Source organism: Aquimarina algicola, assembly GCF_006443095.1.
GTDB classification, from domain to species: domain Bacteria; phylum Bacteroidota; class Bacteroidia; order Flavobacteriales; family Flavobacteriaceae; genus Aquimarina; species Aquimarina algicola.
This window is the reverse complement of the sequence record NZ_VFWZ01000001.1, coordinates 484340-498098: the sequence shown is the minus strand read 5'-3', so window position 1 is coordinate 498098 and position 13759 is coordinate 484340. Positions and strand designations below refer to the sequence as shown.

Below are 13759 nucleotides of genomic sequence, written 5' to 3'. Positions count from 1 at the left end.
ATGCTGATATAAAAAGCTTATGCTCGTTCTATGACCATAGCAGATGCACCACCACCACCGTTACATATAGCGGCAGCTCCTATTTTGGCATTATTTTGCTCTAATACATTCATCAATGTAATTAATATTCGTACTCCAGAACATCCTAGCGGGTGACCAAGAGATACTGCTCCACCATTTACATTAGTATTAGTATCATTGAGACCTAATATTTTTAGATTTGCTAATCCTACTACCGAAAAAGCTTCATTAAACTCAAAATAATCAACATCATCTAAGCTAATACCTGCTTTTTCTATTGCTTTTGGTAGCGCTTTTGCAGGAGCAGTAGTAAACCATTTAGGTTCGTGAGCAGCATCTGCATAGCTTTTTATTTTTACCAAAGGAGTTAACCCTAGTTCTTCAGCTTTTTCTGCACTCATTACCACAACGGCTCCAGCACCATCATTAATAGTAGAAGCATTGGCAGCAGTAACAGTTCCATCTTTGGTAAATGCAGGTCTTAGAGCAGGTACTTTTTCTATTTTTACATTTTTATATTCTTCGTCTTCTGTTACCATTATAGGTTCTCCTCTTCTTTGGGGAACAGCTACAGGAACTACTTCATTAGCAAATTTTCCTTCTGCCCATGCTTTTGCAGAACGTTCATATGACTGTATAGCAAAGGCATCTTGGTCTTCACGACTGAAATCATATTCGCTCGCACACAGATCGGCACATACCCCCATGGCGTTTTGATCATAAGCATCTACTAATCCATCACGTTGCATTCCATCTTCAAATGTTTGAGGACCAAATTTATGACCAGCTCTTAATCGTACATAATGCGGGATAAGACTCATATTTTCCATTCCGCCGGCAACAACAATGTCTGCATCTCCCAATGCTATGGTTTGTGCAGCATGCATTACAGCTTTCATACCACTGGCACAAACTTTATTCACAGTTGTACAAGGTACATGATCTGGAATCCCGGCAGCTATTGCAGCTTGTCTAGCGGGGGCTTGCCCATTTCCGGCTTGTACTACATTACCCATAAATACTTCCTGCACTAGATCCGGATTAAGATTTATTTTATCTAAAGCACCTTTTATTGCAGTTGCTCCTAATTGGGTCGCAGGGATAGTCGATAGGCTTCCCATAAAACTTCCAATAGGCGTACGCGCTGCAGATACTATTACTACTTCTTTACTCATTATGTATATTTTAATATGTGTATTGTTATTTTGCGAATTTAATCATTTTTAGAGGATATGCACAGTGAACTTTCTGTTAAGAGAACAAAACAGCTTAGACTTATTTTTTTAGTACTTTTGAATATTTATTAGACATAGCATATTTTTTGTGAAAACATTTTTAAATTCATTTTATAAAAGTCAATCTACAATCTATAGATTTTTTCTTTTTTTATGTACTACTGCACTTATTGTATATCTTTTTCCTAAAGGAGGTATTTTTAAATATGAATTTGCAAAAGGAAAACCATGGCAATATGAAAATCTATATGCTCCTTTTGACTTTGCAATTGCCAAAACAGAAGCAGAGATAGAAGTAGAAAAAAAGCGAATTACAGATAATGTGATTCCTTATTTTGAATTTGATACCATTGTCGCAAATACTGCTAAAGAATCTTATAACAAAGCTTTTTCCAGTTACCTAAAAGAACTTGATCAAAGTAGTTCTAGTGATCAGGCACGAGTTTTTGGAAGAATTATCCTAAATGATATCTATCGATATGGGGTGCTACAAGAAAACTACTCATACGATAAAAAAAGACAAGTTTTTTTAAATAAAGGAAACAAAGCAGAAGCTATTACATACGATCAAATTTTGTCTCTTAATGAGGTAACAAAAACAATAAATTCAAGAATAGAAAAGAGCGATTATGCAGATTTTAAAAGTGATTTTATAGCATTGTTTTATGATTTGATCAAGCCCAATGTTAAGCGTAATCAAAAACTTACACAAAGTACGCTAGAAAGTGAACTAACAAAAGTATTGACTACTAGAGGGGGAGTGACAAAAGGAAGTCGAATTATCGCTAAAGGAGAGGTTGTTGAAGGCGAAAAACTACAAATTTTGAATTCACTAAAATCAGAATATGAGTCACAAGTTTGGAGTGATAAAAATTTCTATTGGATTGTTTTTGGATATTGCCTTCTTGTCTCTTTAGCCTTGGCTATGTTACTATTGTTTGTGCGTAAATACAGAGCTGATATTTATGAGAATAATACGCAAATAACATTTATATTTTTTAATGTTTTGTTTTTAGTACTGATTACAACTTTTGTAGTCAAGTATAGATCGAGTTTTATTTATGTAGTTCCTTTATGTATACTTCCTTTGATTCTAAAAGCTTTTTTTGACTCGCGATTAGGGTTATTTACACATGTCATTACAGTCTTGATACTTGGTTTTGTTGTTCCTAATAGTTATGAATATACCTTTTTGCAGATTATTGCAGGAATTGTTACGATATTAACGATTTCGGAATCATTTAAGCGAGCAAATCTTTTTATCTCTGTTGGTCAAATTACCCTGGTATATATTATTGCATATGTTGCTTTTCATGTGATTCATGAAGGAAGTATCAGTAATATAGACTGGGCAACAATAGGGTTATTTGTATTAGGTGGTTTTGCAACTTTGATTGTGCATCCACTTATTTATGCATACGAAAAAGTTTTTGGTTTGATTTCTGATGTTTCACTATTAGAATTGAGTGATACAAACTCTGTACTGTTAAAAGAATTATCAAATAAAGCTCCGGGTACATTTCATCACTCTCTTAATGTAGCCAATATTGCTGAGGCAGCAGCAAATGAGATCGGAGCTAATGCAATGCTGGTAAGGGTAGGTGCACTATATCATGATATAGGTAAAATGGCAAATCCAACTTACTTTACAGAGAATCAAATGGCTTCGGGTAGTGCACATGATACCTTATCTCCAAAAGAAAGTGCCAAAATTATTATTGATCATGTAATACAAGGGATCGAGATTGCAAAAAAGTATAATTTACCTGATCGATTAATTGATTTTATCAGAACACATCATGGTACAAGTACAGTTTATTATTTTTATGTAAAAGAAAAAGAAAATAACGAAAATGTAAACATCGAAGATTTTCAATATCCCGGTCCAAAGCCTTTTTCTAAAGAGACCGCAATTTTGATGATGAGTGATAGTGTAGAAGCTGCTTCTAAGAGTCTTAAAAACCCAACAAGTAGTCTTATCGATAGTTTTGTAGAAAAAATAGTAAATAAACAAATGGAAGAGGGGCAATTTTTGAATGCTAATATTACTTTCAAAGAAATACAACAAGTGAAAAAAGTATTCAAAAGAAAGCTTACCAATATATATCATCTTAGGATAGAATATCCTGAATAGCCTTAGTTTATTTAGAAATAGAATAGTTTTTATTCATGGCATATAGTTTGATAATTAACAACATTATTATCAAGACTACAATCATGAAAAACACAAAATCTTTTTTAGTATTATTTTTATTTGTCTTTTCTTTTCAATTTAACAGTGCTCAAATTCGAATAGGAGGAGGAGTCTCTATTGGAGTTCAAATTGGGCTACCATTACCTGATGTTGTCGTAGTAAGCAGAAGACCTGTTCCATCCAAAAGACCAGTAATCGTGCATAGATGTAATCACACATGTCATCATACTTTTGGTTTTATTGATAATCAGAATACACCAATTGGTAACTATCATTATCAAGTTACTAATGCTTCTTTGGTGGCTTCTCATCAAAGTGAACAAGAGAGACTTATCTATAACCTAGATACAGGTGATATATTAGAGTTGATTATTGCAACGTCAAACCCTAATGATTTTAATTACCATTTTTATAATCCAAATTGTAATTGTGAACAAGTAAGTAATACTATTTTAGAAGTTTTGTTTAATGGTAGTCCGATTGCGATACAAACAGGTAGTTTGTCTCTACAACCTAAACCAGGGGGAAGGCTACATAGCGTGCTTAATTTGCACAGTTTTGATGAAGGAGATTTTAATGGTAGTATAGATTTTTAAGTAAGATACTTTCGGTCCATCCAAAAGGTTCCAAAAGGAATAATTGAACATAACAAAACTATAAACAATGTTTTATTATCCCACTGTTTTTCAGGTTTTACAAGAAAAGCAAATACGATATAGATCAAAAATAGAAAACCATGTGCCATACCGATTACCTTATTAGGTTCGGGAGATTCGAACATGTATTTTAATGGCATAGTCACAAAAAGAATCAAAAGATAAGATATACCTTCTAGATAACTGATAATTCTAAAACTTTTAATCATAATATTTTATATATCTGTGTTGTAATTAAATTCAAAGACTTCCAATTTAAAATAGGGAATAGCAGCAAGCAAATGATCAAAAATATCTGCCATTATTTTTTCATAGTTTTTCCACACCTTATCGTTACTAAAAGCATAGATCTCTAGAGGTGTTCCTTGTGCAGTAGGAGCAAGCTGTCGACTCATAATAGTCATTTCTTTATTGATATATGGGTGGTTTTGTAAATATAATTCTACATAAACTCTAAATATTCCCATGTTGGATAAGTTACGACCGTTTATCAATAAGCTTTTATCTATTTTTTGCTCTGTATTATGCTTTGTTATAGTTTCTTGAAGGTTTTCAAGGTAATCTTTGATGATTTCAATGTTTTTAAGCTGTTTGATATCATCATCAGAGAGAAAGGTAATACTAGAGGTCTTTATTAATAAAGATCGTTTGATTCTTCTCCCGCCAGAATTCATCATTCCTCGCCAGTTTCTAAATGATTCTGAAGTAAGGTAATAGGTTGGTATAGTGGTAATAGTTTTATCAAAATTTTGAACTTTTACAGATGATAAATTGATTTCGATCACATCACCATCTGCACCATATTTTTCCATCGTTATCCAATCTCCAATCCTCACAGTATCATTTACTGCTACTTGTATACTGGCAACAAACCCAAGAATAGTATCTTTGAATATTAGCAAGAGTACAGCAGACATTGCTCCTAGTGCAGTAAGAAATGCCCAAATAGATTTTCCTGTCATAAGAGAAAAAACCAAAATCCCCCCAATCAACCATACAAATATCATGAATACCTGTACATAGCTGTCAATTGGTTTGTCTTTGAAAGAAGGAAGCGATTTTAAAAAATCTCTGAATGTTCTTAGGATACTTCTTAAAATCCAAATAACCAGTACAACGGCCATGATATTAAAAAGGTTTTCTAAGTATTTTTCAGCTTTGGGAAATGCTAAAAAAAGCTTTGGTACTATCCAAATAATTAACCAAAGAGGTACAATATGTGCGAGATAATCAAAGGTCTTGTTTTTTACCAGATAATCATCAAATGTATTTTTAGATCGAGAAGCATATGCTCTGAAGATTGCTACAAATACTTTTTTCATTACAAAATCTATAATGAATATAATGATGACGAGTATTACAATCCCAATAATTACATTTAAATATTCTGCGGTATTTTCAGATACTCCATTAGAAATAAAAAGATTATAGAAATAACGGGTAAGATCTTTCATGAATGAATTCTAAATTTCGTGCAAAATTAAGACCTATTCCACTTGTTGCCTAAATTATATAGTATTTTTTAACGAAAGTTTTGTGTAAAAACAAAGAACTGTTTAAAATTTGAATGTAGTATCATCAATCAATATGATTAATAATGGTATTTTTAAAACCAATGATTCAAATATAAACAGTTCTAATGTTTTTAAAATGAGATTGTTATAATTTATAGTTTAAAGAAAGATTAAATAATGTTCCTAATTGGCTAAAATGAAAGCCATCATAAGACATTTGCTCATATCTACCATTAAATGTCACTAAGTTGAATGCTGTTTTAGTTGCATCGGGATCGTTTAAGACAGCATCTCCTGTGGGAGTTAGTGATTTAAACTCCCACTCAGGTAACACATCAAATATATTATTTACATTAAAAATAACGGATAATTTGTCTGTAGCTTCAAAGTTTATTGCTAAATCAGTAACTACTTTTGTCATGAATTCTACACCCAAATCTGAACCTCCGTCGCTATCGGCAGGATTTCCACCCACTAAGTCTTCTAAGTCTTGCAAACCTTGATTTCTAAATTTAGTAGGGCCAAATAAAGTATTATTAAGCGCAAAATTGAATTTACCAATATTGTAATTTGCACCTAGTATTGCTTTGAATTCTGGTCGTGACGTAAAAAACAAAGCTTCTTGAGTATCATTTACAACAGATTGCCCAGCTTGTTGTACCAAAGATGGATTTTTGACATTACCATCTCTTTCATTTTGAAAAGTATAATTACCAGATAAGCTAATCCCAAGATTGCCATTTGCAATTGCAATGTTTCTGTAATTTGCAACTACATCAATTCCAGAAGTACGAGTGTCTATAGCATTTACAAAAAAGCTAAGATCAGAGAGGTTGTTGTCTTGCAAAATTTGATCCAGAGCTGTATTTCCTTGTGTTGTAGGTCCTATTTCGGTACTTAGGACGATTCTGTCGTCAACCTGAATATTGTAATAATCTACTGTAAAATTGATATTTTTATTAATCTTCACTCCCAAACCAGCAGTAATATTAGTGGATTCTTCTGCATCTAATCTAGGAATCCCTAAAATTCGTGCTTGTGGAGAAACGTTATTAATAAAACCACCAACTTGTATACCTTGTCCTGCGACAAAAGAAAACTGGGTTCTTTGGGTATAGATTTGATGTAGAGTAGGGGCTCTAAACCCTGTAGATACAGATGCTCTAAGTGTAAGCCTATCGTCTAAAAACTTATATCGAGAGCTCAGTTTCCAAACAAAAGCCTCTCCAAAATCACTGTAATCTTCTACTCTTATGGTTCCATTTACTAAAAAATCTTTGGTAATATCTGCCGAAAGATCAAAATAGCCTCCAAAATTGTATCGATTAAATTTTCCTGAATTCTCAGGTCTGTTTCCTGCAAAAGAATCTGCACCACCACCATCATACGAAGCTAAGTCACCTTCTAGAATTTCAAAAGTCTCTGTTCTGAATTCTGCTCCAAATCCAATGCTTACATAATCTGAAAGTGCTTTGGCAATATCGATATTACCAACACTATGTCTAAATTTTGTTCCTCCGGGATCAAAAGATATAGGACTATTTTCTCTATATAATTCTATTGGGATAAAATTTTCTCCAGGATCGGGGATACCATTATTATTAGCATCATCAAAACTGGGAGCAAACACAGAATTTCCGTTTTGAGAGTTATTTACTGTGTATTCTTGAGAATTACCTCCCGTAGTGTAGCTAACATCGTAGTTCCAGCCATTTTTTTGTGTTTTAAAGCCAATAGTACCATTATAATCATTCAGATTTCCTTCAAAAGTAGGTAAATACCCTATATATTCTCTATTCGGACCATTTGGAAAAAAATCTTGTAGATAAGGAAAGTCATCTAAAGTCCTCCAATATGGCGTTCTGAAATTGGCAAAACTATTTGCTTTTTTATAGACATAGGCAGCATTCATATAAATTTGAATGTTCTCATTGATGTCGTACCCTCCGTTAACCAAAAATTTTGCAGAAGATGTTTCGGGAGATCCATTAATATTCAAAGCATCAGGGTATTGGTTTAAAAAATTTTGAACATCATTTATATTAGCTTCAAAATCAACAGATTCTCCGAGAGTATCTACGGTGCCCGGGCGGTTAGCGAGATTAACTTTTGAAAAGTCCAAAGTATAATTAAAAAAACCTTTGTTATCACCAATAGTACTTCCGTTATTAATACTAATACCAATCGTTTCGCCGTCACCTTCAGAGGTTATTCCTGTTCTTAAGATTGCAGTTCCCTCGTCCGGACTATCTTTTAGAATAATATTCATTACTCCGGCAATGGCATCAGATCCATATTGTGCAGAAGCTCCATCCCTTAATATTTCTACTCGTTTAATAGCATCAGTTGGTATAACGGATATATCTGCTCCGGTTTCACCTCTACCAGGCGAAGTTTGCGTATATAATAGAGCGCTTAAGTTTTTTCGTTTTCCATTAATCAAAATAAGTGTTCTACTAGGTCCCATATTTCTTATCTCATAAGGGTCCAATAAAGAAGTAGCATCATTTACCGGAGTTTGTACGGTATTAAAAGAAGGAATTTTGTATTGTAATGCCTTGTCAAATGTGATTTGACCGGTAGCGGTTAGTTCTTTTGCTGGTAATACATCGATAGGTAAAGAAGTCGTTGTATTACTTCTTGGTAATGCTCTAGAACCTACTAAAATAATTTCATCTAATTGAGAGCCGCTAACTAAAGTTACGTTTATTGAAGATTGAGAATTTACTGCAATTTCTTGTGTTTCAAACCCGATATAGGTATAAACTAATGTAGCGTCACTAACTACTTCTATAGTGTATTTGCCATCAAAATCTGTAGTGGAACCATTCTGAGTTCCTTTTTCAATGATATTAACTCCTGGAAGTGGAGAGCCATTGGAATCATATACTGTACCGGTGACGGTTTGTTGTGCAAAAAAAAGATGAGTGTATAATGTGAATACGAATAATGTGAGTTTTTTCATAAAACTATATATATTTAAAATGGTTAATGCTTTAAATATATATATTATGAGTTAAATTAACTTAAATTATTATATAGTTTTTTGTTTTTTATGAATAAAGGTCAAACATTAACTGTTTGACCTTTATTTTTGTAAATATTCTATATTAAAATAAAGAATATATTATCTTATATTCTTTAAGCGCATGGCGAATTAGAAGGTAACAAGCATAAAGGAGCGCCCCATTCACCACCACAAGCTAAACAATCCTCTTCTGTTCTAGGCCATCCGCCTCCTTTAATCACAGTTTGTGATTTTTTATCTAATTTTTGAACTCCATTTAAATTTAAAATGCTTTGTAACATGACTTTATAGTTTTAAGATTTATGTAATTTAAATATAATGATTTCTCACGTTGATTGTGTTGAGTTTTACAATCAATTTTAGTATTGATAAACCATAAAAAAAACCGAGTAAAAACTCGGTCCTTTAAGATTATCTGGATAGATAATTATTCATTTGTTTGTTCTTCTTCTGTTGACTTTACTTCTTTGTATATGGTTGTAATGACCTTGTCTATTTTATGGTCATATGTTTCAATAATAAAGTTGTTTTCAGTATCAAAATAACCAAAAAAATTGTTGTTGTTGTCTAAACTTACGATGTAGTATTCTTTATTAATTGGTCTTACTTTGAATGTATTATCTTTTGATTTATCAGAAAAAGTCATGGTAAAACCATTTTCGTCTGCTACTTTTGTGTAGGTCTGATCAGCAGAAGAATCACTTGATTTTTCGATTTGAACTTCTTCATCAGAATAAGTGGCTGATTGATTTGTCTTATTTTCATCTTCAGGATTAAGTTCAATTTTACTTTTTTTAGTAATAACTTCTTTTTTTGTAATTACTTTTTCTTCTCCATTAGGACCTTTAATTCTGATTATTTTTGTGACTACTTCTGTAGAAGAGTTTTTAGTATTGCTACTATCTGCTTGTGCATGGGTAAACAAAAAACAAGTCATACATACTACATTGGTTAAAATTGTTAGGGTTCTCATTTTACTTATTTTTAGGTTTCATAGTTTATAAAATATGATCTACTAATAAATATGGCTTATTAGATAGCAATCAGTACGTTTATATTCAAATTAAAGTTAATAACGTAATTTATAATATTATCTTGTAAAACTCTATTTGTTTACTATAATAGAATACTGTTATCTTTGCATTTTTTAAAAATACATTAATACAAAATACGTAATTACGTAAATATATATTTATTTATTATGAAAGCAGGAATTGTAGGGTTACCAAATGTTGGAAAATCAACACTGTTTAATTGTTTGTCTAATGCCAAAGCTCAAAGTGCAAACTTTCCTTTTTGTACTATAGAGCCTAATATTGGTGTAGTCAATGTTCCTGATACAAGATTGGAGAAATTAGAAGAGCTTGTCAATCCAGAAAAAGTAATTCCAGCCACTGTCGAAATTGTTGATATTGCCGGCTTAGTAAAGGGAGCAAGCAAAGGAGAAGGTTTAGGAAATCAATTTTTGGGTAATATCAGAGAAACAGATGCAATAATACATGTATTACGTTGCTTTGATAATGATAATATCGTACACGTAGATGGATCTGTTGATCCTATTAGAGATAAAGAAACTATTGATATAGAGTTACAGCTCAAAGATCTGGAAAGTATAGAAAAAAAGCTCGATAAAGTAAAGCGTGCCGCCAAAACAGGTAATAAAGAAGCGCAAAAAGAAGAAGCAATTCTTTTGCAACTCAAAAATGGACTAGAATCAGGTACTTCTGTTCGTGCAATTGATGTTTCTGAAGATGATCATGTTGCGTATGTAAAACCATTACAATTGATAACAGACAAGCCGGTTTTATATGTTTGCAATGTTGACGAAGGATCTGCCGTAGATGGAAATGAGTATGTAAAAAAGGTTCGTGATGCTGTTGTTTCAGAACAGGCAGAAGTTATTGTTTTGGCAGTAGGAACAGAAGCAGATATCACAGAATTAGAAGATTATGAAGAACGACAATTGTTTTTACAAGATATGGGACTCAAAGAACCAGGCTCTTCAGTTCTTATAAGAGCTGCATACAAGTTATTAAATCAACAAACATATTTTACTGCCGGAGTAAAAGAGGTGAGAGCGTGGACAATTAATATTGGAGCAACAGCACCAGAAGCTGCAGGCGTTATTCATACAGATTTTGAAAAAGGTTTTATTCGGGCAGAAGTAATCAAATACGATGACTTTGTCGAGTATGGAAGTGAATCAAAGGTTAAAGAAGCCGGAAAACTTGGTGTTGAAGGAAAAACATATGTTGTAAACGATGGAGATGTAATGCATTTCTTATTTAATGTTTAAAAATAACAAAATCTAATATTAGTAAAATCTCTTTGGTAGTTGTCAAAGAGATTTTTTATTTGAATTCTTTTCAATCTGCTATTTCAATAAATATCATTACATATATATGCTCTATAATAACAAAATCCACTAAACTGTTACAAGGAGTTAAGCAGCTTATGAAGTATATGATTTAATCGTATGTTCATAGTGCTTCTTTGTTATTTTTTTTAATTCACTAATTATGCTACTCTTAATTTAAGATATCAAAGAAAATAATTTCAAGAACTTACGATAGATATCTGCTCTAAAGGTTCTCTAATGAGTATAATACAAGAAGAAAAAGTAAAACTTATAGTGATATAAGAACTATCGATTCTTATTTTATGAGTTTTTTTGTGTTTTTTTTATTAATTTAACAATAATATGATAAGTTATTACTTACATTTTAATCGGGGAACAAAAAAATAGATTTTATAGAACAATTATACTTTTGCAGATTATGATTAAATGGGGTTTAGGGATAATGATAATACTGTATCATCATTTTTCTGTAGATACAAGAAGCTACAAAGATGAAAACAGTATTCTTGATAATATAAATCAATATGTTGAAGCAAGTGCAAATCAAGGATCAAAACTTGGGAATGACTACTTGTTTTATGCTTCTTCTATTTCTATCGAAAAATACAATCTACAAAATGCAAAAAACACAGATGTAGATAATCAAAACAATAAAATTGTATATTTTTTGTCTTCATTTTTACTACTTTTTGTTATAGTAGCCTTAATTTTTTATATTAAATATAGAGTTGTAAAAAAACATTGTGACTCTCTTCTGAAAGAAAATAAACAATTAGTAGAAGCGAAGATTGAAGCCGAGAAACTTACGAACATCAAATCTCAATTCATTTCAACAGTTAGTCATGAACTCAGAACCCCTCTCTATGGAGTCGTCGGGATATCGACCTTGCTGTTAGAAGATACTGATATTGCAGATAAACACAAGAAGCTATTAAATTCACTAAAATTTTCTGGAGATTATTTGCTTGATTTGATTAATAAGGTTTTGAAAATTAGTAAAATAGAATCTAATAATGAGAAAATAACAAAAACACCTACTAATTTAGCTAAGCTCTCTCAAAATCTCTTATTTTCTTTTGAATACCAGGCAAAAAACAAAAAAAATAAGTTAGCGTTAGAAATACCAGATGAATTACCAGATGTATTAAATATAGACTCTTTAAAAATATCTGAAGTTTTAATTAATTTGATCGGAAACTCATCAAAATTTACTGAAAATGGTACAATTTGGCTTAGAATAAAGATATTATCTATAAGTAAAGATTCAGTAACTATACGATATGAAGTCGAGGATGATGGCGTAGGGATACCAGAAGATAAAAAAGAATTTGTATTTGAAAAATTTTCTCAAATTGGCAGAGAAGCTAATAAATCTGAGGGAACAGGTTTGGGGTTGTCAATCGTAAAAAATCTTCTTGAAATGATGGATAGCGAGATTCATTTAGATAGTAAAGAAGGCAGAGGAACAAGGTTTTATTTTGATTTGGAATTAGAAATCATAGACGAAAAAGAAGAAAAAGAAATTCATCCGAATACTAGTAATATCAATACTATTTATCGTAGGATATTAGTTGCAGAAGACAATAAAATCAATCAAATTGTGACTAAAAATCTTCTTAATATAATAGGATATGATTGTACTATTGTAGAAAATGGATTTAATGCCATACAAATGGTGCAAAAAGAGGATTTTGACCTTATTTTAATGGATTTAAATATGCCATACCTTAATGGTACAGAAGCTACAAAAAGAATCCGGGAATTTGATCAGGAGATACCAATTATAGCATTAACAGCTTCAGAATTAAGTGAAATAAGAGAAGAATGTCTTTCTATAGGAATGAATGATGTGATCAATAAACCACTTGATAAAAATGATTTAAAAAATATAATTTCAAAACACTTATCTCGTTAAGTCTTTATCTAAAGAAACTCATGGTTATTGGGAAATCAATACATTATTTTTTAAAAACTTAGTTGTTTCTTTAATCACAATAGTTGGATTTTCTTTATGAGGCGTATGTCCAATCTCAGGGATTAGTAATGGTATAGAATGACCAGAAGTTTTATTTACAATGTTTTCTACTTGTTTTTGAGTACCATATTCATCATTCACCCCTTGGATGATTAATGATGGGCATTGTATGTGATGTAAATACTGTTCTATATTCCATGATTGGTAAGATTCCGAAAGCCATGTCTTTGTCCACATATTAAAAACATCATCTGTTTTTTCTTTATGATATTTTTCTAACTTGCTTTTTAAGTTTGTATGCTTATACGCCAATACAGCATCTTTAATACCATTGATCGTTTCTTGCTCAACAAAAATGTGTGCTCCTTCAGTTATAATTCCAGCTATCTTTTCAGGAAACAAAGCTGCAGTTAGAAGTGCAATACTCCCCCCATCACTGTGGCCAAATAAAATGACATTTTGCAAATTAAATTTATTGATAATTTTACCTAATAATTCAGCTTCATTTTTTAGATAATCATGATCTCTATGTTTGATTAAAAAAGGAGCAGAGCCTCCATATCCTTGTCTATCGTATGAGAGTACATCACATTTGGTCTTCATACCTAACTTTTTAGGAAAGTCTCTCCAAAGGGCATTACAACCTAAAGAATCATGTAAGAAAATAATAGTATGATTATCAGTTGATAAAAGTTCCGGGTTTTTAGAGAAATCCAATAGATTTTGATCAATTTTAATAAGCAAAACAGAAGTTTTTATATAAAAAATGCTAAAAAT

11 protein-coding genes are annotated in these 13759 nt (G+C 31.6%); 4 read left to right on the top strand and 7 right to left on the bottom strand.

What is annotated here, in order from left to right; translation table 11 throughout:
- Window positions 1-17 precede the first annotated feature (17 nt).
- Window positions 18-1196 carry an acetyl-CoA C-acyltransferase gene (locus tag FHK87_RS02285; protein ID WP_140589280.1) on the bottom strand — a complete coding sequence of 393 codons (1179 nt, stop codon included), beginning with the start codon at window positions 1194-1196 and terminating at the stop codon, window positions 18-20.
- A 148-nt stretch (window positions 1197-1344) separates the two neighbouring features.
- On the opposite strand from FHK87_RS02285, the gene FHK87_RS02280 reads away from it, so the two are divergent.
- Entirely contained in the window at window positions 1345-3390 is a 2046-nt protein-coding gene (locus tag FHK87_RS02280; protein ID WP_140589278.1) for an HD family phosphohydrolase, read from the top strand.
- A gap of 83 nt (window positions 3391-3473) precedes the next feature.
- On the top strand, window positions 3474-4046 hold the full coding sequence (locus FHK87_RS02275; RefSeq protein ID WP_140589275.1) for a hypothetical protein: 573 nt from the start codon (window positions 3474-3476) through the stop codon (window positions 4044-4046).
- Here the strand turns inward: FHK87_RS02275 and FHK87_RS02270 are convergent.
- The 5 genes from FHK87_RS02270 to FHK87_RS02255 form a co-directional block, all read right to left on the bottom strand.
- Window positions 4043-4315: a DUF3817 domain-containing protein gene (locus FHK87_RS02270; RefSeq protein ID WP_140589273.1), complete on the bottom strand. Its 273-nt coding sequence runs from the start codon at window positions 4313-4315 to the stop codon at window positions 4043-4045. The genes FHK87_RS02275 and FHK87_RS02270 overlap by 4 nt on opposite strands.
- A 6-nt stretch (window positions 4316-4321) precedes the next feature.
- Complete coding sequence (locus FHK87_RS02265) at window positions 4322-5560, bottom strand: mechanosensitive ion channel family protein (RefSeq protein ID WP_140589271.1); 1239 nt, start codon at window positions 5558-5560, stop codon at window positions 4322-4324.
- Between the two features lie 205 nt (window positions 5561-5765).
- Complete coding sequence (locus tag FHK87_RS02260; RefSeq protein WP_140589268.1) at window positions 5766-8585, bottom strand: TonB-dependent receptor; 2820 nt, start codon at window positions 8583-8585, stop codon at window positions 5766-5768.
- 176 nt (window positions 8586-8761) lie between these two features.
- On the bottom strand, window positions 8762-8929 hold the full coding sequence (locus FHK87_RS26000; protein WP_226294012.1) for a hypothetical protein: 168 nt from the start codon (window positions 8927-8929) through the stop codon (window positions 8762-8764).
- A gap of 146 nt (window positions 8930-9075) precedes the next feature.
- A complete protein-coding gene (locus FHK87_RS02255) occupies window positions 9076-9621 on the bottom strand; it encodes a hypothetical protein (protein ID WP_140589266.1) in 546 nt (181 codons plus the stop codon).
- Between the two features lie 228 nt (window positions 9622-9849).
- Here FHK87_RS02255 and ychF point away from each other — a divergent pair, with 228 nt between their 5' ends.
- A complete protein-coding gene (gene ychF, locus FHK87_RS02250) occupies window positions 9850-10944 on the top strand; it encodes a redox-regulated ATPase YchF (protein ID WP_140589264.1) in 1095 nt (364 codons plus the stop codon).
- Window positions 10945-11449: 505 nt separating this feature from the next.
- Window positions 11450-12922: a response regulator gene (locus FHK87_RS02245; RefSeq protein ID WP_226294010.1), complete on the top strand. Its 1473-nt coding sequence runs from the start codon at window positions 11450-11452 to the stop codon at window positions 12920-12922.
- Window positions 12923-12946: 24 nt separating this feature from the next.
- Here the strand turns inward: FHK87_RS02245 and FHK87_RS02240 are convergent, their stop codons facing one another.
- Window positions 12947-13726 carry an alpha/beta fold hydrolase gene (locus FHK87_RS02240; protein ID WP_226294008.1) on the bottom strand — a complete coding sequence of 260 codons (780 nt, stop codon included), beginning with the start codon at window positions 13724-13726 and terminating at the stop codon, window positions 12947-12949.
- Window positions 13727-13759: the final 33 nt, after the last annotated feature.